The following is a 19741-nucleotide window of genomic DNA, read 5'->3' on the forward strand; positions in this document are numbered from 1 at the left end:
AGGGCTACCTGCTTCTCGCCTGTGTTTATTTTAAAAATTGAGAATATGAGTTTGAAAACGGGAACTCCCATCTTCAATCATTTTATTTTAATTGTTTCTGAAAAATAATGGAGATAAAAATATAATAAATAATCACCACCGGAATTCCGACCGTTTTAAATATGGCCAAAATAGCAACTGCACCTATCAGCAATGCTAATTTGGGATAATTATCCTGCAGCTTCATTGATTTGAATTTCATGGCGATCATTTTGATCGGTGAAATCAGAAGCCATGATGAAAGTACTGTTAAGATAAGCATTAAAATACTGTTATTTACTATATTAACAAATATTTCTTCATGTCTGAAAGCGTAATATAATCCAAAAATAAGTATTGTATTGCTGGGTGTATTTAATCCTTTAAAGTAGTATTTCTGCTCTTCATCAAGATTGAAAATAGCCAGTCTCAGGCAGGAAAAAAGCGTAATCAGAAAACCTATATAAGAAATTGCAAAAGGCAAATGAAATCCTGAAATCTCACTTCCGAAAGGCTCCAGCATTTTAAACATAGCCAATCCCGGAACTACCCCGAAACTTACCATATCTGCCAGAGAATCCAGCTGTACTCCAAGATTGGAGTTTGATTTCAGGGCTCTGGCTACAAAACCATCGAAAAAATCTAAAATCAACGAAATAATAATACAGACCGCTGTTGTCTGATAATCTCCTGATATAAGATGCACTGCGCCTACACAGCCCGAAAACAGGTTTCCCAATGTGATGGCGTTGGCCAGATTGTTTTTAATGAAATTCATAACACAAAATTAAAACAATTAATTAATTTACCAATGTAACAGTTTGTACAATGTAACAATATTATACTCTTTCATTGTGTCATAGGTATATCGGTATATTGTCACATCAATTTTTGATGTAAATTTGCGGCATGAAATTTTTTAAAGAATTTAGAAAACAGGAAGTTCTGGTGCTTTTGTACAGGATCTTTTTAGCCTATTTTTTCTATCAGATTGCGCGTTTTTTATTCTGGTATTTCAACCGGGATTTAATAAGAATTGATTCTCTGGCCGATTACTTTAGTCTTTCCTTCCATGGGATTGCCTTCGACACCACCGCAATTTTATACGTCAATGCACTTTTTATCCTGCTAAGTATTGTTCCTGTGGTCATCAATACAAAAAAAGGATACCAAAGGGTTCTTTTCTGGCTGTACTTCATCACCAACGGAATAGCTTACGCTATGAACTTCGGTGATATGGTGTATTTCAGGTTTTCCCAGATGAGGCTTACTTCTGCCGCTCTGCAGGTGGCACAGCATGAAAACAATATTTTCAAAGTTTTTACATCCTCAATCGTTCAGAATCCATTCGTAATTATTTGGTTTGTTCTTTTGATGGCACTGTGGATTTTTCTCTATAAAAAAATAAAAGTTCAGGAAAATAAGCCTGATCGATTGGTTCCGTATTTCGTGTGGTCGGTTATAACACTTTGCTTAACTGCTGTTTTGGCTGTCGGCGGAATACGCGGAGATTTCAAGCACAGTACGAGACCGATCAACCTGGTGGATGCCAACCGCTTTGTTAAGCTGCCTTCCCAGGGAAACATGGTGCTGAACAGCACATTCTCGTTTTTCAGGACTTTGAATACGAACAATTTTAAAGAAGTCCATTTTGTAGATGAAAAGTTTATAGAAGATAATATTCATCCATATAAAATATATGAAAGAAATGTATCGGAAAAACCCAATATTGTTATTTTTATTGTAGAATCTTTCGGAAGAGAATATTCCGGAGCCTTCAATAAGGATAAGAATATTAAAGATTATGTTTCCTATACGCCGTTTATTGACAGTCTCGCAGGGCAGAGTCTTATTTTCCCGAATACTTTTGCCAATGGGCGGCAGTCCATTCACGGGATGAGTTCTGTACTTGCCGGAATTCCGAGTCTTACTGATGCCTTTACCAGTTCGCCATACTCCAACCAGAAAATACAGTCAATTGTTTCCGTCTGTAATGAGATGGGCTACGATACCTCTTTCTATCACGGGGCTCCGAATGGCTCCATGGGGTTTTTAGGCTTTGGAAATATTCTTGGCTTTAAACATTATTTCGGTAAAACGGAATATAATAATGACAATGATTTCGATGGGATGTGGGCAATCTGGGATGAGCCGTTTTTGCAATATTTTGCTAAAAATACAGGGAAAAAGCAACCATTCATGGCGACCGTTTTCACAGCCTCTTCGCACCATCCGTTCAAGATCCCCGAAAAATATAACGGAAAATTCAGGAAAGGAAAAAATCAGATGCACGAACCTATCCAATATACCGATTATGCTATAAAGGAGTATTTCGAAACAGCCAAAAAGCAGCCTTGGTTTAACAATACCATTTTTGTCTTCACGGGAGATCATACCAATGAGGTATATTATCCTGAATATGAGAAAATTATGAATCGATTTGCAGTTCCTTTGATTTTCTATTCTCCCAATCCTGAATATCATCTTAAAGGAGTAAATTCTGAATTCGCCCAGCAGATCGATATCTATCCTACATTAGCTGATCTGATAGGGTATAATAAGAAGATCAGGAGTTGGGGAAGAAGTCTGGTAAGCGGTAAACAGGAATTGCCGATCATTGCCAATTCGGATGGGTCTGTGGAGCAGTTCATTATCGGAAATTATATTTACCGTTTTGACGGCAAAGAAGTAGTGGGCGTTTTTGATAAAACAGATCTCGGACTGGAAAAAAATCTTATGGATCAGTTGAAAAATAAGCCTGAAATACAGAAAGGGATACTGACTGCCAAAGCATGGTATCAGGATTATATGAACAGGGTGATCAACAGAAAATTACATTAACACTGAAAATTTTTGGAATTATATTTTAACTAATCGAATGAAAGCATATCTATAATAATGTATGTTCGGGATAATAAAACCTTTTGCTATATGAAAATTAATTTCTATTTTTAGCAATATATAGACAACGAAATAATATATTTAAAATTAAAACTATAAAAATATGAGAAAATTATTATTAACATTTATTCTTTCTTTCATTGGCGTTTTATCGTTCGCCCAGATCGAAGGAAAATGGAAAACGATAGATGACGAAACAAAACAGGCAAAATCTATTGTGGAAATCTATAAAAAAGGTGACCAGTATTACGGGAAAGTTTCCCAGCTTTTAATAAAACCTGCCAACCCGAATTGTGTAGACTGTAAAGACGACAGAAAAAACAAGCCTATTCTTGGGATGGAAATCATCAGAGGACTGAAAAAAGATGGTGATGAATTCACTGGAGGTACAATTACTGATCCAAAAACAGGAAAAACCTATAAATGCACCATTAAAAGAGAAGGCGATAATCTTAATGTAAGAGGTTATCTCGGATTTTCTCTTCTTGGAAGAACACAAACCTGGCATAAGGTTAATTAATTTAGCACGAATAAAAAATAATACACGGCATTTCAGAAATGAAATGCCGTTTTTGTTATCTAATAATAAAAAAACACTATTTTTGTACTCTAAATTTTTCAAATAAATATGGCAGAATATACTTTTCGTGAGGTAATTGCACAGGCAATGAGCGAGGAAATGCGTAAAGACGAATCCATCTTTTTAATGGGGGAGGAAGTAGCAGAATACAACGGTGCATATAAAGCTTCAAAAGGAATGCTTGATGAATTTGGTCCAAAGAGAGTAATCGATACACCTATTGCGGAGCTGGGTTTTACAGGAATTGCTGTAGGAGCTGCGATGAATGGTAACAGACCAATTGTAGAGTATATGACATTCAATTTTTCATTGGTTGGTATTGATCAGATTATCAATAATGCGGCAAAAATCCGCCAGATGAGTGGTGGGCAATGGAATTGTCCTATTGTTTTCCGCGGTCCTACTGCTTCCGCAGGTCAATTGGGAGCCACTCACTCTCAGGCTTTCGAAAACTGGTTTGCCAATATTCCTGGGCTAAAAGTAGTGGTTCCATCAAACCCATATGATGCAAAAGGATTATTGAAAACAGCAATTCAGGATAACGACCCAGTTATTTTCATGGAATCTGAACAGATGTATGGCGATAAAATGGAAATTCCTGAAGAAGAATATTACTTACCGATCGGAAAGGCTGATATCAAAAGAGAAGGATCAGATGTAACATTGGTTTCTTTCGGTAAAATCATGAAACTTGCCATTCAGGCTGCTGAAGATTTGTCTAAAGAAGGAATTTCCGTGGAAGTGATTGATCTTAGAACAGTTCGTCCTTTGGATTATGATACGGTTTTAGCTTCCGTTAAAAAGACAAACAGACTTGTTGTTCTGGAAGAAGCATGGCCTTTTGGTTCTGTGGCTTCAGAAATTACTTATATGGTACAGCAGAAAGCGTTTGATTATCTTGACGCTCCGATTAAGAGAATTACCACTCCGGATGCTCCTGCACCTTACTCCGCTGCCTTGTTTGCTGAATGGTTCCCGAAACTTGAAAAAGTGAAAGAAGAAATCAAAAAAGCGATGTACGTTAAATAATTAACATAATTATAGAGAAAAACTTCCGAAAGGAAGTTTTTTCATTTATTATATTCATGAAGAAAAATTCTTGGGGTTGTAAATTTGATTTAAATTTGCGCTCTTAAAATAAATTAGCTGATATGGCAGAAGTTGCAGAAGGCGGTCATCACTTTGACATTAAGAAGCTTTCTTTCATTGGAGTTTTGGTTTCTCTGGGTATTGTTTTCGGAGATATCGGTACTTCTCCGCTTTACGTAATGAAAGCGATCGTCAACGCAAGAGAAAGCGGAAGCACGATGCCTTTTAACGAATATATTGAAGGTGCTCTTTCCTGTATTATATGGACGCTTACCCTTCAGACAACCATCAAATATGTTATTATTGCACTTCGGGCAGATAACAAAGGAGAAGGTGGGATTCTTGCCTTATTCTCATTGGTGAAAAACCTTAAAAAAGGCTGGCTTTATCTTATTGCTATTGTAGGAGCGGCAGCACTTATTGCTGATGGGGTTATTACTCCTTCTCTTACCGTAATGTCGGCCATTGAAGGTCTTGAAATTTACAATCCGCACACACCGGTAGTTCCTATTACCATTGGAATTTTAATTATTATCTTTTTTGTCCAGCAGTTTGGAACCAGCTTTATCGGGAAATTTTTCGGACCTGTAATGGTCATCTGGTTTCTGGTTTTAGGTGGATTAGGGGTGTCTCACTTAAGCGAAAATATGGAAATCCTGAGATCATTTAACCCATATTATGCTTATAAATTGATTGCTAACTCTCCCAGTGCCATTGTTATTTTAGGAGCTGTTTTTCTTTGTACCACGGGAGCAGAAGCACTGTATTCAGACCTGGGACACTGTGGCGCCAAAAATATCAGGGTAAGCTGGGGATTTGTAAAAGTTATGCTGATTCTAAACTATCTCGGTCAGGGAGCATGGCTTTTAACAAACTATAATAAGCCCGGTTTTTCTGTTGTTAATCCTTTCTTCGGAATTATGGAAGAATGGATGGTAATTCCCGGAGTTATTCTGGCAACTGCAGCGGCAATTATTGCGAGTCAGGCTTTGATTACCGGTTCATTTACCATCTTCTCCGAAGCGATGTCACTGAACTTATGGCCCAATCAGAAAATTGATTATCCTTCAGGGGTTAAAGGGCAGATGTATATCCCAAGAATCAACTGGGGGCTTCTTCTGTTCTGTATCATTGTAGTCCTTCACTTTAAAGAATCCGGAAAAATGGAGGCGGCTTACGGATTATCAATTACCGTAACCATGCTCATGACGACCGTTTTGCTTGTTTTCTGGCTGTTAAAACACAGGGTGAACAAATTATTCATACTGGTTTTCGCATTGGTATATATGGCAATCGAACTCGGATTTTTCAGTGCCAATATCATTAAATTCTTTGATGGAGGCTGGATTACCGTAATTCTGGCAGGATTTATCGGAGTATGTATGTATGCCTGGTATAACGGAAGATCGATCAAAACAAAATTTATTAAGTTTATCAAGCTGGAAAATTATATTCCGATCATTAAAGATATGAAGCTTGACGAAACGATACCAAAATATGCTACTAACCTGGCGTATCTCAGCAGGGCTAAAAGAAATGACGAAATAGAATCGAAAATTATTTATTCCATCATCAAGAAACAGCCTAAAAGAGCTGATCATTATTTCATCCTAAGCATTACCAATCAGGAAGATCCGTATACTTTCAAATATGCTGTCGACGAGGTGCTTCCGGGAACAATTTATAAGATCAATTTTATGCTCGGATTTAAAATTGACAGAAGAATCAATGATTACTTTGATATGGTGCTGAGAGATCTTATGGCAGATGGAACTATCCCGTCACGAAGCAGCCATCCTTCACTCAGAGCTCATAATATTCCTCCGGATCTGAAGTATGTGATAATAGATAATACCTATATCAATGATATTCTTCTTACCGTAAAAGAGAAAATTATCCTTAATATTTATAATTTCGTTAAGTACATCGGAAGCGATGATTTCAAGGCTTGGGGAATCACTTCACACAATGTGGTGGTAGAGTCTGCACCGATGACGGAAGACTGTGTAAGTAAGTCGAGAATCGAGCAATGCGGTTTTATCCGTCACAATAGTTAAATTCTTTAACACTCCGGTACAATATTTATTTAAATAAAAATCAATAAATTTGTATATAATTTTTTTGATGGATACAATACAAAAAGAAAAAAATATTGCACTGATTAAAGATGTTTTAAGAAACTATTTGCTTGAAAAAGGTTTCCGAAACACACCTGAACGATATACAATATTAGAAGAAATTTACAGTATGGATCATCACTTTAACGTTGATGATCTGTACCTTTTAATGCTGCAGAAAAAATATCATGTTTCCAAAGCAACCATTTACAATACTATTGAGATTTTTCTGGATGCGGGGCTGATTCGCAAGCATCAGTTCGGAGAGAAAACACTGACCTCTTCTTCTTATGAAAAATCTTATTTCGACAAACAGCATGATCATCTTGTGATCTACAAAAAAGATTCTGATAAGGAAATTGAGGAAATTATAGAATTTTGCGACCCGAGAATCCAGGGAATTAAAGAAGCTATTGAAGAGGCATTTGGAGTAAAGATTGATTCTCATTCGCTGTATTTTTATGGTACAAAGAATGACTAACCGATCATTGAGGCTTATTATCGGCCTGTTTCTTACTATTTCTTCGTTTATTTTTGCACAGGACAACAGTCAGAAACCTTTGCAGAAGGGTCCTTATTTTACGCCCAAAACTGTTCCGCAGAAAAATGCGCCGCCTCCGGAAAAGGTGAAGCATATTCACTCCGACGAATTACGAAAGGATGAAAAATACGACGGGAACAATTACTTTACGGGAAATGTTCAGTTTGAGCATCAGGGATCATTGCTGAATGCAGATCTTGTAATTGTATATGAAGGACAGAATTTTGTAAAAGCAGTTGGCAATGTAAAGCTTCAGAATGCAGACGGTTCCGTAATTACCGGAGATGAAATGGAATACGACGGCAATACCCAGCGAGGGATTGCAAGGAAAAATGTAGTACTTACAGATCCTAAAGGAACGGTGATCAAAACCGAGACGATGTATTACGACCGGGTTTCCAACCAGGCATATTACAATACAGGCGGAACAATCAATGATGGTAAAAGTACCACCTATTCCAAAACAGCAACCTATTTTCTGGCGACAAGAACGATTGATCTTTCCGGAAGAGTGAAAATTGAAGATGCGCAATATGTTCTGGAAGGCGATAATGTTGTGCAGAATCAGAACACCAATATTGTAGACATCAACGGTCCTACTACCATTATTAATAAAAAGAATCCTAAAAACCGTATCGTTACGGATAAAGGCAATTACAATACCAATACAAAAGAAGCTTTTCTATACAAGAACTCCAGGGTATATTACAATGACAAAATTCTCACAGGAGATGAAATGTATTATAACCAGCTTACAGGCTTCGGAAAGGCAACGGGAAATGTTACTATCGATGATCCGAATGAAAGAAGATGGATAAAAGGAGGATACGGAGAAATTTTTGAAAAGAAAGATTCTGCGATGATGACGAAAAACCCTTATGCCGTAAAAGCGCTGGAAAAAGATTCTATGTATTTTGCTGCTGAGAAAATCATATCCTTTCAAAAACCGGATTCTGCAAATATTACAGTCAAAAAAAGCTTTCTAAGAGCATTTAGAAAAGGAAGATTCTACAAATCCAATGCACAGGGAAGGGCAGATTCCATTGCTTTTAATGAAACAGACGGTGTGCTGCACATGTACAGAGATCCGATTTTATGGAGTAACGGAAAACAGGTAACCGGTGATAAGGTAGAAGCATATTTTAATACCGAAAAAGAAAACATCGATTCTCTAAAGGTAATTGGTAATGCATTTGCCATCAGTAAAGTAGATTCCCTGAATATGAAAGACGAATTCAATCAGGTAAAAGGAAGGCTGATGACGGTTTATTACGGCGAAGATAACAATATCAAAGAAGCCAAGGTGATCGGCAATGCGCAGGCAATTACATTTTCAGATGACGTGAACGCAGAAACCAAGAAAAAGGAAAGAATAGGAATATCGCTCAGTACATGCGGAATTATTGATGCTATTTTTGAAGAAAAAGCACTGTTTGTTGTGGAATGTAATATTGGTGCAAATTCGGATACCTATCCCATGAGTATGATTGAGCCCTCCAAGCGTAAATTTCCGGATTTCAACTGGAATACCAAAGACCGCATATTAAAATGGCAGGATATTCTGGTGGATACTCCGAATTATCCCGAAATAAAATACGAAACAGATACTTCTCTGTACGACTCTGCGCAGAAAGTTATTGAAAACGAAAAAGCCAAAGAAGAAGCCAAAAAGCCGAAAAGAGTCAGAAGATAAATAGCAAAAAAACTATAATTCATATCCCTACTCACCATTTTTGTTGTAAAATGGTGAGTTATTTTTTTAAAAAACCTTTAATTATAGCCTTTAAAAACATTCTTTTCAAAGAAAAATCAAATTTTTTTGTTATAATTTTTCCTTTTTTAGTGAATGTGAAATCCTTATCAGAATTGAGCTTTAATGATGTAATCATTTCATTAATTGTTGAATTGATTTATAATTTTAAAATAAAGTTAATTTTTTTTGAACAAAATGTATTTTAATTTGTTTTTTTGCATATATTTATCTCCATAATTGTTAATCTATATTAATATTTTGTGATTTGGTGGTTTCGCTTACAGCATTTTTGCTGTAAGCGTTTTTTTTATTTATAAGTATAAATTTCTGTGTTTAATGAATGTTTTTTAGCTTTGCTGAAATTTTTCAATATAATGGAGATGCAACAAGATTTTTTTATCTATCAGGCGCAGACCACAAAATTTGCAGCGGGATTTGAAGTGGAAAGAGCAGAAGGAAGCTATATTTTTGGAACAGACGGAAAGAAATACCTTGATTTTGTAGCCGGCGTTTCCGCAAATACCCTGGGACATTCACACCCGAAAATTGTAAACGCGATTAAAGAGCAGGCCGAGAAATATCTTCATGTAATGGTGTACGGTGAATATGCACAGGAGAAACCTGTAGCTTTATGTAAGCTGCTGGCAGAATCTACGCCCGATCCACTCGAAATTACTTATCTCGTAAACAGCGGTGCAGAAGCTATAGACGGAAGCCTTAAATTGGCAAAACGATATACCGGAAGAGAGGAAATAGTATCATTTAAAAATTCATACCACGGGAATACTCACGGAGCATTGAGCGTGTCAGGAAACGAAACACACAAAAGAGAATTTCGTCCGCTGTTACCTATGGTGAGTTTTATTGAGTTCAATAATGAAAATGATCTCGATAAAATAACGGAAAAAACTGCCTGTGTCATTATGGAGACAATCCAGGGAGCGGCAGGGTTCTTAGTTCCTGACAGGGATTACTTAATCAACTTAAAAAAAAGATGTGAAGAAGTAGGTGCTTTACTGATTCTTGATGAAATACAACCGGGATTCGGAAGAACCGGAAAACTCTTCTCATTTGAACATTTCGGAATTGTACCTGATATTCTCGTTATGGGAAAAGGAATGGGCGGCGGTGTTCCCGTAGGCGCTTTTATGAGTTCAATAAAAATCATGGATACTCTGACGTATTCTCCGAAGTTGGGGCACATTACGACTTTTGGGGGAAATCCGCTCATTGCTGCTTCAAGTTACGCTACTTTGAAAGAAGTCCTGGAAAGCGGACTGATGGATGAAGTTGCTGAAAAAGAAAAATTGTACCGCGAACTTCTGGTTCATCCTAAAATTAAAAATATCAATGGAAAAGGACTCATGCTGGCTGTCAATCTTGGTGCTCCCGAATATACCTTAGAAGTCGCTAAAAAATGTATGGAAAAAGGACTTATTGTTTTCTGGCAATTATACAGAAACGAATATCTCAGAATATCACCTCCTCTCACCATCTCAAAAGAAGAAATTACTGAAGGGTGTCAGATAATTCTCGAGGTTTTAAATGAAAATTAAAAATACTTTGGAAAGGTGTCGAAAAATTCGATGCCTTTCTCTTATATGAAGCTTTCTGGAAGTGAAGGGAATATTGCAGATAAGAACTTCTGAAACATTTCATTTTAACAAGCTTTTTAAAGGTAAAAATCAATTATATAATTATTTAAAAATTCTGATAAATATCATGAAGATTGTCTAAAAAAGTAAATACATTTTTGTGTAATAAAAAAATTAATTTATATATTGCGGGACGATTAAAACAAAGATTATATGGCGAAACATAAAGTCCATTACGAATTCCCAATGCATTGCTTATCAGAGATTTTATACGAATATCTGGCGACTGCGGAAGGGTTGTCTGAATGGTTTGCGGATGAGGTGACAGAGAAAGGTGATGACTTCTTTTTTAGCTGGGGAGGAGGACCTGCCGAAAAGGCAACTTTAATTAGGTATAAGCCAGAAGGTTTCGTGCGTTTCAGATGGGAAGAAGATGAAGGAACAAAACATTTCTTTGAAATGACAATTACAATCGATGATATTACAGAAGATCTTGCCCTCAATATTACAGACTTCTGCGAAGAAGGAGATGAAGAAGAAAATGCAATGTATTGGGAAAATCTTATCGAAAACCTTAGAATAAAATTGGGTGCCGCTTAAACGTAAGCTGTATTACAGATAAAACTGATGAACGATTTATCGTTCATTATTTTTTTATAACAAATCAGAATAAATTGGAAAATCAATATTTTACATCAGGCGAATTAAACGTTAAGAACAGAGCATTTCTTGCGGGAGATGCAGTGAAGGTTTCGTTCTTTGTAAGAGACGGAAAACTTATCATGGACGAAGAATGCTATTTCTTTTTAATGGCCTCCATGAGAAAAATGAGAATGAATATTCCGCTTTCCTATACCCTGGAGTTTTTCCAGTCCCTTTTCAGTAAAGATGTCATTGAAGGAAAAGGAATGAAAAATGGCATTATCAGTTTTCAGGTGTTCAGAAATATGGACGGAACTACCTTGTCAAAGTCTTCAGTTTCCTATTATTATGAAATCCTGCAGATGGATGATTTGCTGTCGGTTCATGAAAGACCGCTGGAATTGGATATGATTAAGGAAATCAATGTAAACAACAACCTTCTCTGCAATATTCATGTTCACAGTCCGGAAAATATTTATGGTGAAATTTATGCACAGGAAAACGATTTGGATGATGTCATCTTTTTAAATCCGGCAAAAAGAATTGCAAGGGCTGGAACCGGCAACCTTCTATTTCTGGAAGGTGATGTCATTAAAGTTCCAAAACAGACTGAAGGAGCTTATATTTCGCCTTTAATGGAGAATTTTGTTACCTTTTTACATAAAAATAATCTTGCAGATATTCAGGAGCATGAAATTATTGCTTTTGAATCTCAGAAAGCTGAAGAAATCTTACTGATCTCGGATGAGAGAGGAATATTTTCAGTAGGAAAGATAAGAAATAAAACTTTCGGGAACAACCGTTTTTTGGAATTAACAGAGGCCTGGAGAAAAAGTTTTTAAAATTGGCAAACCCGGTAAACAACAAAAGTTCCAATGTCCTTTACCGGGTTTTTATTCCGAATAATCAGAAAATTGTATTGTTAATGATATTTGGAAATATCAATTTTTTTTGAGCTAAAAATGGTAGAGAAAATACTGATAGCAGGTAATTTGATTTCTCTCATATCGGTTAAGTTTTTGGTAAGACAAATAACGGAAATTATTTGTTTAAAACAGATTTAAGGTATCTTAAAGTTTGTTAAAGTCTAAGGGCTTAAGTATTTACATATTTTAGTTGAGAGAAATATCCTCCGGAGAATTTGCCCAAAGCAGATATTCACCGCCCAGATTCTGCATGATGGATTTCCACAGTGTCTGGTCATTCGGTAAGGTGTAATCAAGATTGTAAACATCTACCACAGTCCAGACTTTGCGCTGAATTTCATCATCAAGCTGCATGGAGGTCCATCCCGAATATCCTGAAAATATTTTTACGTCATTGATGGTTAGTTCACTGCTCAGAACGGCGCTTATTATATTTTCTATATCTTCCGTTAAATAAAAGTCCGGAGTAATTTCCACAAAAGTTTCCGTTACCTTCTTTCCTTTAACGATGAAGAAAACCTTGTCATTTTCTACAGGTCCGCCGTCATATACTTCAATCTTAAACTCGAACATATCTTTAAACTTATCACTCATCTGGCTGTTTTTCTTGTTAAGAATTAAGCCAAATGCGCCCTGTTCGTTATGTTCTATAACCAATACTACCGATCGGGAAAAAATATCACCGGAAATATCTGGTGTGGAAATTAATATTTTACCTTTGTAGGAGTAATTCATACTCAAATTTAATAAAAAATATTTATGGAAAACCTGCACGACAAAAGAAAAGTGTACGAGAGATCCCAACTTATTGAAAGTGAGATAAAACAAAATCCCATTGAGCAGTTTCGGGATTGGTTTATCGAAGCTTCAGATAATCCCGGAATCTCAGAAGCTAATGCAATGGCGGTTTCTACGGTAGAAGAAGACGGATGCCCGCGTACAAGAATGGTTTTGCTTAAAGCATATACCTATGAAGGTTTTATTTTCTATACCAATTACAACAGCAGGAAAGGAAAAGCAATTGAGAAAACACATAAAGCCTGTCTTCATTTTTTTTGGCCTGCTTTGGAGAGACAGATTATCATAAAAGCACATCTTGAACGTATTGCTGAAAATTTGAGTGACGGCTATTTTCATTCACGGCCAAAAGGCAGCCAGCTGGGAGCAGTGGTGTCGCCGCAAAGCCAGGAAATTCCTGACAGGAGTTTTCTTGAACAGAAGCTTAAAGAGCTGGAAAAGCAGTATGAAAATACCGAAGTTCCACGTCCGGAAAATTGGGGCGGATACATCGGAAAACCTTATGAAATAGAATTCTGGCAGGGTAGGCCAAACCGTCTGCACGACAGGATTATATACACTTTGGAAGATTTGGATTGGAAAATTTCAAGATTAGCACCGTAGGTTCTTATAATTCCGGATTTTAATTTTTCTTACAGACCCTGAAATATCCGGTTAAATTCTTATACAATTATAGGTACATAAGTTAACAGCGCAATAATTGATGGGCGAAGCTCCAAAACTTCGACTGAGGCTATCTAAACTGTGGCTGAGCTCCCGAAAGGTGGCTGAGGCTCCCGAAGCCACCACCAAAAAAAACCTCATCGTTGGATGAGGTTTTAATTTTACTAATCTGAATGATTATTTTTTCTTAGCTCCGGAAACTGCGTTTGAAAGATCAGCTCCAGCCTTGAATTTAGCAACTTTTTTAGCCGCAATTTTGATAGGCTTTTTAGTAGCAGGGTTGATACCTTGTCTTGCAGCTCTCTCAGCAACTGAGAATGTACCGAATCCTACTAAAGAAACTTTACCGTCTTTTTTCTTTAGAGTAGTCATTACGTTATTGATGAATGATTCTAAGGCAGCTTTGGCTGCAACTTTAGTGATACCTGCATCTTTTGCGATTGCGTCGATTAATTCAGACTTGTTCATAATTTTTTTAATATTAAAGTTAGTTCGTTATAATAGCAAATATAATACTATTTTCTATATGTGCAATTTTTTTATAAAAAAATAAGTAATTTTTTCGTTTTTAACTTAATTTGGTTAAAATATGATAATTTACTTTTTTACGTAAAATGTACGATACACGTTACTAAAATCATGCCAATTGCTTATGTACATTGACTTTATGAAAAGTATGCTATTATTTTGTGTATTTATTAAATCCTAAATTTCGTATAAAGTAATAATACTTTTATCATATATTTACTGATTCTTTAATTAAAAACTGTAAAAATTGTATTTTAACCAATTAAAACGCTGTCGCTCTGATAGTTTTAAAATCAATCTAAAAAGCTGTTTTATTGATTTTTATTAATAAATTTGCACTATGTTAATAGAAGTTTTTAAGTCTAAGATTCACAGGGTGAGAGTTACGGCTTCTGACCTTAATTATATCGGCAGTATTACAATAGATGAAGACCTTATTGAGGCGGCAGGTCTTGTTGTAGGAGAAAGAGTATATATCGTAAATGTAAACAACGGTGAACGATTTGATACCTACGTGATCAAAGGTAAAAGGAAATCCGGGGAAGTTTGTCTCAATGGCCCGGCTGCCAGAAAAGTACAGAGAGACGATATCATCATTATCATCGCTTATGCGCAGATGACTCCTGAAGAAGCTAAAGATTTTCAGCCAAAAATTGTTTTCCCGGACGAAAAAACAAATCTTTTGACGTAATCTATGGAGAAAAAAACGAAGAACCCTTTAAAATCAATTCTTACAATAGTAATCTCGCTTGCTTTTGCAGGCTTTTTTTTATGGTTTGCCTTAAAGGGATTAGATTTTAAAGTCATACAGAAATCATTATCAAAAGCAAATTACTGGTGGGTCGCTTTTGCAGCCTGTTTCGGAATTGCGGCATACTGGTTCAGGGCAATACGCTGGAACATGATGCTGGAACCAATGGGACACCGTATATCAAACTCCAATTCCCTGTGGTCGATCTCTTTCGGATATTTGATGAATCTTACCATCCCGAGAAGTGGCGAAGTGGCAAGGGCAACGGCTCTTTACGGTGTTGAAAAAGTGCCCGTGGATCAGTCTTTCGGGACAATTATTCTGGAAAGGGTGGTGGATCTCGTGTGTATGATTATATTTTTGTGTTTAACAGCTATATTTAAATTCAATACGATTTTATCATTTTATCAATTTGTAATGGAGAAGAAGGACGAAAAAGAAAAATTTGTTCCTAACTTTTTTGAAAGGCAGATGATGAAACTTGGAATAAATGATTTTGATTCTTTTTATTTCTATCTTAAATTAGGTTTAGTTGTATTGATTGTAATTGGTTTGGTTCTTATTTATAAATTTAAAAAAGAAAAACTGATTAATTTTGGAAAAGGAATTCTTCAAGGTTTAACATCCGTATTCAAACTAAAACAAAAGGGAAAATTTATCCTTTATACAATAGGTATCTGGGTGTCCTATTATTTTGCAGCCTACCTGGTTTGCTTTGCATTACCGGAAACTTCAGATTTTACCTTTGATGATGGATTCCTGATTCTCGTAGTCGGTACTTTCGGAATGATTATACCCGCAAGCGGCGGAATCGGAGCCTTTAATCTGGCAATGAAGTATGGTTTCATGGCCTTATTTATCTCAATGGGAAAAAGCGGTGAAGTCGGAGGTGAAGTCGGGTTAACCTATTCTTTCATTTCATTGCCGCTGCAGATTGCCATTATGCTGGTAATGGGATTAATTTCTATTCCTATGCTGGCGAAGGCAAGAAATGAGACGGTTGCAGAAAAAGAGTTCGCAGAATAAATAGTTTAAATAAATATAAAATCCGGTCATAATGATCGGATTTTTTATGTCTGAATAAAGGCATTTTTTATAAACTGCAATATACCTATTTTTTTGTCTTAAAATATTTTGGAAAATTCCTAAAACAGCCATAACTTCGATAACCAATACAATAAAACCCCTCGTACTATTATGGCAATTAATTTACAGAAAGGACAAAGAATTGATCTTGGATTCACAAAAATGACCATCGGTCTGGGATGGGATCCGAATGAAGGAATGGGATATGATTTTGACCTTGATGCTTCCGCAATCATGATTGATGCGGAACGAAAACTGGTAAGTGAAGAATATTTTGTTTTTTATAATAATCTAAACTCTCCCGACGGTGCCCTTACGCATACAGGAGACGACCCGAGTGGTAAAAACAGCGATGGTGACGATGATGAGTCGATTATTATTGATCTTGAAAAAGTTGACGAAAGAGTTCAGCAAATTCTTTTTGTGGTCACCATTGAAGATTATGAGCGGAGAAAACAGAATTTCGGGCAGGTAAGAAATTCATACATCAGGATTATTGATAACCTCACCCACCAGGAAATTGCCAAATACGAACTCGATGAAGATTTTTCCATAGAAACGGGAATAGAATTCGGAAGATTGTACAAACGTGGCGGCAACTGGAAATTTGAAGCTTCCGGAATTGGGTACAGAGCAGATTTAGGCTTTTTCCTGGAAAAATACTATAAAGGACAAATTATCAAATAAACGTAAAAAAGAGGCTTCCGGTAAGAAGTCTCTTTTAGATTATAATAATAGAACCTTTATAAAACTTGGTGCAGTCATACAGGTCAGAAAAGTATTGATACATTTCCGGGTGCAGAACCAAGCCGTATCTTTTCTCATGGTAACCCTTTTCTGCCAAAGTGTACAGCACTTTGTGATCTTGTTTTAAGAACTTAAAAAGATACTTTTCTTCGCTGTCTGCCATACCGGTGAAGAAAATACCGTAGATCACAAAATGGCTAAAACCTTCGGAGTTTATAATAAAAGAAAATTTGTTTTGCAGATAACCCTCATAATCCGAAAGCATTTTAGAAAAGGTTTCAATACACACCGGATCTGAGATATCATAAAAAATATCAATTCCGTGAATAAAAAGCTGGGCTTTCAGCTCTTCGGGGTCCGAACCGTAGCGCTCATCGAACCAGTTGAAAATACATATGAATTCTTCCCTTGAGAGATTTTCAACGTTATCGAGTGTTTTCTTTTTAATGATTTCAAGACTTGCCTTTTTATCATCCTCCAGAAAGGTAAGGATACTGTTCTCTTCGCCGCAGAGTTTATTGTAAAGGTTGATCTTTGCGCTTACAGGATTGGTTTTAATGAAATAGAGTTTGTCTTTCATAATGCTATGTAATCCCTTGTTTATTGGTGTTTCGATACTAAGGTAGTGAAAAAATACAATGATTGCATCACTCATTTAATGTTTACGAAAGTTTCCGTGTACCAAATCTATTTTGAATGTAAATAAAAAACCATTAAGCTGATTAACTTAATGGTTTTTAAAATCTTGTTATCCAAACGCTCTCTTCAGTAAGCTTTCCACTTTCGGTTCGCTTCCCCTGAAACTTTTATAGAGTTCCATTGGGTCTTTGGTGCCGCCGGAAGAAAGAAGCACTTTATATTTGGCAGCAACTTCAGGATTGAAAATTCCGTTTTCCTTAAAATACTGGAAGGCATCTGCATCCAGAACTTCCGCCCATTTGTAAGAGTAATATCCCGCAGAATATCCGCCCTGGAAAATATGAGAAAAGCTCGGACTCATCGCTGTTTCAGGATTCACGGGATATAATTGTGTAGCCTTCGTATATTCATCTTCAAATTCTTTCACACTCTTACTCTCCAGTTCTCCAACCTTTGTATGGTAATTCATATCCAGCAATCCGAAACCGATTTGTCTTAAGGTCTGGTAGCCTTCCATAAAGTTTTTCGACAGAGCGATTTTTTCAATTTTTTCATCCGGTAAAACTTCTCCTGTCTTATAATGTTTTGCAAAGGTTTTTAAGAATTCCGGCTCGTAGCAGAAGTTTTCTAAGAACTGCGAAGGAAGCTCTACGAAATCCCATTTTACAGAAGTTCCGGAAAGAGTAGGATATTGCGTATTGGCGAGCATTCCGTGAAGCGCGTGTCCAAATTCATGGAACAAGGTTGTCACTTCCTGAAATGTCAGCAGGCTCGGTGTTTCCTTCGTTGGTTTGCTGAAGTTGCAGACAATGGAAATATGCGGACGGGAATTTTCACCGTTTCTTTGATACTGGTTTTTATAGCTCGTCATCCATGCGCCGGCTCTTTTGCCTTTTCTCGGAAAGTAATCTACGTAAAGCAGGGCTTTAAATGCCTTTGGCTTCTGGCTATTGGCTTCTTGCTGATTGTCATTATGAGCTTGTTGAAGAATTTCGGAAACCTCATAAATTTTCACGTCTTCATGGTATTTCGGGATATCATTTCTTTCTTCAAAAGTCAATCCGAAAAGTTTTTCAGCCAATCCAAAAACGGCATCCTGAACCTGGTTTAAAGGGAAATAAGGTTTTAATTCCTCATCATTAAGGTCAAATTTTGCTTTACGAAGCTTTTCTGCATAATAAGCATGGTCGTAAGCCTGTATTTCTTCAATACCGTCAGCTTTTGCCAATGATTTTAATTCTTCAATCTCTTTGTCGGCATACGGTTTTGCTTTGGTTAAAAGTTCGTTCAGGAAGTCAATAACTTTTGCAGGAGATTTTGCCATTCGTTCTTCCAGAACATAATCTGCATAATTTTTATAGCCTAATAATTCGGCCTTTTGCTGTTTTAATGTGAGAAGCTCTTTAATTAGATATTGATTGTCAAACTCACCGCCGTCGAAAGATTTTTTACCGTTGGCCAATGCAATTTCCTTTCTTAATTCGCGGTTTTCCGCATACGTCATGAAGGGAATATAGCTTGGGTACTGTAAGGTAATCACCCACCCTTCAAGATTTCTCTCTTTGGCTTCTTCTGCATATTGTTCCAGAATGGCTTCCGGAATTCCGGCAAGATCTTCTTTATGGATGATATGTTTAAAATAGCTGTTGGTTGAAGCCAGCACATTCTGCCCGAATTTAAGTGACTTTAAAGAAAGATCCATGCTGATTTTCTTTAATTTTTCCTTGTCTTCCTCATTCAGCAGAGCGCCGCTTCTTACAAAACCTTTATATGTTTCATTTAAAAGCATCTGCTGTTCCTCATTCAGGTTATATTTTTCCTTTTCATCATACACTTTTTTAATTTTATTAAATAGTGCTTCATTCTGGGAAATTTTTGAAGAATATTCCGTTAAAATAGGGGATACTTTCTGTGCAATCTGCTGCAGCTCATCGCTTGTTTCCGCCGAGTTAAGATTGAAAAATATATTAGACGCCACATCAAGCTGCTCACCGGAATACGCCAATGCTTCTATAACGTTTTCAAAAGTAGGATCTTCAGGATTGGTAACGATAGCCTCGATTTCTTCTTCCGATTTTTTTATCAATTCCCTGAATGCAGGAAGGTAATCTTCATTGTTGATTTTATTAAATGGTGCTGAGTGATATGGTGTGTTAAACTTTTCTGTTAAAATATTCATATTCTAATTTTTAATTCTTGTAAATTTAATGATTCTGCTGAACCGACAGCGAAAATGCTCAAAAATGATGCCTGAGAAAGAAGGTGTGACAAAATTGAACGGTATCAAATAATCTTGTCATATGCGAAGAGGTGATGATGAAGAATTAATTACTTTTGACAGCAAAATAAAACGCGATTCATGTTGAA

18 protein-coding genes are annotated in these 19741 nt (G+C 36.4%); 13 read left to right on the forward strand and 5 right to left on the reverse strand.

Annotated features, from left to right (window positions below; genetic code table 11):
- Positions 1 to 82 precede the first annotated feature (82 nt).
- Positions 83 to 796: a CDP-alcohol phosphatidyltransferase family protein gene (locus HHL20_RS01110; RefSeq protein WP_169229371.1), complete on the reverse strand. Its 714-nt coding sequence runs from the start codon at positions 794 to 796 to the stop codon at positions 83 to 85.
- A gap of 131 nt (positions 797 to 927) precedes the next feature.
- Between HHL20_RS01110 and HHL20_RS01115 the strand changes: the two genes are divergently transcribed.
- The 9 genes from HHL20_RS01115 to HHL20_RS01155 all read left to right on the forward strand — a co-directional run bounded on the left by HHL20_RS01115 (position 928) and on the right by HHL20_RS01155 (position 12078).
- Positions 928 to 2859, forward strand: coding sequence for an LTA synthase family protein (locus HHL20_RS01115; RefSeq protein ID WP_169229372.1), 1932 nt, complete (start codon positions 928 to 930; stop codon positions 2857 to 2859).
- Positions 2860 to 3022: 163 nt separating this feature from the next.
- On the forward strand, positions 3023 to 3439 hold the full coding sequence (locus HHL20_RS01120) for a DUF2147 domain-containing protein (RefSeq protein WP_169229373.1): 417 nt from the start codon (positions 3023 to 3025) through the stop codon (positions 3437 to 3439).
- A 108-nt stretch (positions 3440 to 3547) separates the two neighbouring features.
- On the forward strand, positions 3548 to 4528 hold the full coding sequence (locus HHL20_RS01125; protein WP_169229374.1) for a pyruvate dehydrogenase complex E1 component subunit beta: 981 nt from the start codon (positions 3548 to 3550) through the stop codon (positions 4526 to 4528).
- Between the two features lie 122 nt (positions 4529 to 4650).
- Positions 4651 to 6645, forward strand: coding sequence for a KUP/HAK/KT family potassium transporter (locus HHL20_RS01130; protein WP_169229375.1), 1995 nt, complete (start codon positions 4651 to 4653; stop codon positions 6643 to 6645).
- A 67-nt stretch (positions 6646 to 6712) separates the two neighbouring features.
- On the forward strand, positions 6713 to 7186 hold the full coding sequence (locus HHL20_RS01135; RefSeq protein WP_029294631.1) for a Fur family transcriptional regulator: 474 nt from the start codon (positions 6713 to 6715) through the stop codon (positions 7184 to 7186).
- Positions 7179 to 8939, forward strand: coding sequence for an OstA-like protein (locus tag HHL20_RS01140; RefSeq protein WP_169229376.1), 1761 nt, complete (start codon positions 7179 to 7181; stop codon positions 8937 to 8939). The genes HHL20_RS01135 and HHL20_RS01140 overlap by 8 nt, the downstream gene beginning before the upstream one ends.
- Positions 8940 to 9379: 440 nt before the next feature.
- Positions 9380 to 10555, forward strand: coding sequence for an aspartate aminotransferase family protein (locus tag HHL20_RS01145; RefSeq protein WP_169229377.1), 1176 nt, complete (start codon positions 9380 to 9382; stop codon positions 10553 to 10555).
- Between the two features lie 252 nt (positions 10556 to 10807).
- Positions 10808 to 11194 (forward strand): START-like domain-containing protein, encoded by a 387-nt coding sequence (locus HHL20_RS01150; RefSeq protein ID WP_169229378.1) that lies wholly within the window; start codon positions 10808 to 10810, stop codon positions 11192 to 11194.
- Positions 11195 to 11268: 74 nt separating this feature from the next.
- Positions 11269 to 12078: an aminotransferase class IV gene (locus tag HHL20_RS01155; RefSeq protein ID WP_169229379.1), complete on the forward strand. Its 810-nt coding sequence runs from the start codon at positions 11269 to 11271 to the stop codon at positions 12076 to 12078.
- 270 nt (positions 12079 to 12348) lie between these two features.
- Here HHL20_RS01155 and HHL20_RS01160 read toward each other — a convergent pair whose 3' ends face one another.
- Positions 12349 to 12897, reverse strand: a complete 549-nt coding sequence (locus HHL20_RS01160; protein ID WP_169229380.1) for a YqgE/AlgH family protein — start codon at positions 12895 to 12897, stop codon at positions 12349 to 12351.
- A gap of 24 nt (positions 12898 to 12921) precedes the next feature.
- On the opposite strand from HHL20_RS01160, the gene pdxH reads away from it, so the two are divergent.
- On the forward strand, positions 12922 to 13563 hold the full coding sequence (pdxH, locus tag HHL20_RS01165; protein ID WP_169229381.1) for a pyridoxamine 5'-phosphate oxidase: 642 nt from the start codon (positions 12922 to 12924) through the stop codon (positions 13561 to 13563).
- A 237-nt stretch (positions 13564 to 13800) separates the two neighbouring features.
- Here the strand turns inward: pdxH and HHL20_RS01170 are convergent, their stop codons facing one another.
- Complete coding sequence (locus tag HHL20_RS01170) at positions 13801 to 14091, reverse strand: HU family DNA-binding protein (protein WP_029294646.1); 291 nt, start codon at positions 14089 to 14091, stop codon at positions 13801 to 13803.
- A gap of 400 nt (positions 14092 to 14491) precedes the next feature.
- Between HHL20_RS01170 and panD the strand changes: the two genes are divergently transcribed.
- The 3 genes from panD (at position 14492) to HHL20_RS01185 (ending at position 16675) form a co-directional block, all read left to right on the forward strand.
- A complete protein-coding gene (gene panD / locus HHL20_RS01175; protein ID WP_029294648.1) occupies positions 14492 to 14842 on the forward strand; it encodes an aspartate 1-decarboxylase in 351 nt (116 codons plus the stop codon).
- Between the two features lie 3 nt (positions 14843 to 14845).
- Positions 14846 to 15928, forward strand: a complete 1083-nt coding sequence (locus HHL20_RS01180) for a lysylphosphatidylglycerol synthase transmembrane domain-containing protein (protein ID WP_169229382.1) — start codon at positions 14846 to 14848, stop codon at positions 15926 to 15928.
- Positions 15929 to 16099: 171 nt separating this feature from the next.
- The gene (locus HHL20_RS01185) at positions 16100 to 16675 is read left to right on the forward strand and encodes a TerD family protein (protein WP_169229383.1); all 576 of its coding nucleotides are present in this window, start codon (positions 16100 to 16102) and stop codon (positions 16673 to 16675) included.
- Positions 16676 to 16709: 34 nt separating this feature from the next.
- Here HHL20_RS01185 and HHL20_RS01190 read toward each other — a convergent pair whose 3' ends face one another.
- A complete protein-coding gene (locus tag HHL20_RS01190; protein ID WP_169229384.1) occupies positions 16710 to 17315 on the reverse strand; it encodes a hypothetical protein in 606 nt (201 codons plus the stop codon).
- A 168-nt stretch (positions 17316 to 17483) separates the two neighbouring features.
- A complete protein-coding gene (locus HHL20_RS01195; RefSeq protein WP_169229385.1) occupies positions 17484 to 19553 on the reverse strand; it encodes a M3 family metallopeptidase in 2070 nt (689 codons plus the stop codon).
- Positions 19554 to 19741 lie beyond the last annotated feature (188 nt).

This window comes from Chryseobacterium cheonjiense (assembly GCF_012927265.1).
GTDB classification, from domain to species: Bacteria; Bacteroidota; Bacteroidia; order Flavobacteriales; family Weeksellaceae; genus Chryseobacterium; species Chryseobacterium cheonjiense.

Coding starts and splice junctions, on each gene's coding strand:
- HHL20_RS01110 (WP_169229371.1), bottom strand. CDS start 796: ATGAATTTCATTAAAAACAATCTGGCCAACGCCATCACATTGGGAAAC.
- HHL20_RS01120 (WP_169229373.1), top strand. CDS start 3,023: ATGAGAAAATTATTATTAACATTTATTCTTTCTTTCATTGGCGTTTTA.
- HHL20_RS01170 (WP_029294646.1), bottom strand. CDS start 14,091: ATGAACAAGTCTGAATTAATCGACGCAATCGCAAAAGATGCAGGTATC.
- HHL20_RS01185 (WP_169229383.1), top strand. CDS start 16,100: ATGGCAATTAATTTACAGAAAGGACAAAGAATTGATCTTGGATTCACA.
- panD (WP_029294648.1), top strand. CDS start 14,492: ATGTTAATAGAAGTTTTTAAGTCTAAGATTCACAGGGTGAGAGTTACG.
- pdxH (WP_169229381.1), top strand. CDS start 12,922: ATGGAAAACCTGCACGACAAAAGAAAAGTGTACGAGAGATCCCAACTT.
- HHL20_RS01115 (WP_169229372.1), top strand. CDS start 928: ATGAAATTTTTTAAAGAATTTAGAAAACAGGAAGTTCTGGTGCTTTTG.
- HHL20_RS01140 (WP_169229376.1), top strand. CDS start 7,179: ATGACTAACCGATCATTGAGGCTTATTATCGGCCTGTTTCTTACTATT.
- HHL20_RS01190 (WP_169229384.1), bottom strand. CDS start 17,315: ATGAAAGACAAACTCTATTTCATTAAAACCAATCCTGTAAGCGCAAAG.
- HHL20_RS01130 (WP_169229375.1), top strand. CDS start 4,651: ATGGCAGAAGTTGCAGAAGGCGGTCATCACTTTGACATTAAGAAGCTT.
- HHL20_RS01150 (WP_169229378.1), top strand. CDS start 10,808: ATGGCGAAACATAAAGTCCATTACGAATTCCCAATGCATTGCTTATCA.
- HHL20_RS01145 (WP_169229377.1), top strand. CDS start 9,380: ATGCAACAAGATTTTTTTATCTATCAGGCGCAGACCACAAAATTTGCA.
- HHL20_RS01195 (WP_169229385.1), bottom strand. CDS start 19,553: ATGAATATTTTAACAGAAAAGTTTAACACACCATATCACTCAGCACCA.
- HHL20_RS01125 (WP_169229374.1), top strand. CDS start 3,548: ATGGCAGAATATACTTTTCGTGAGGTAATTGCACAGGCAATGAGCGAG.
- HHL20_RS01135 (WP_029294631.1), top strand. CDS start 6,713: ATGGATACAATACAAAAAGAAAAAAATATTGCACTGATTAAAGATGTT.
- HHL20_RS01160 (WP_169229380.1), bottom strand. CDS start 12,897: ATGAATTACTCCTACAAAGGTAAAATATTAATTTCCACACCAGATATT.
- HHL20_RS01180 (WP_169229382.1), top strand. CDS start 14,846: ATGGAGAAAAAAACGAAGAACCCTTTAAAATCAATTCTTACAATAGTA.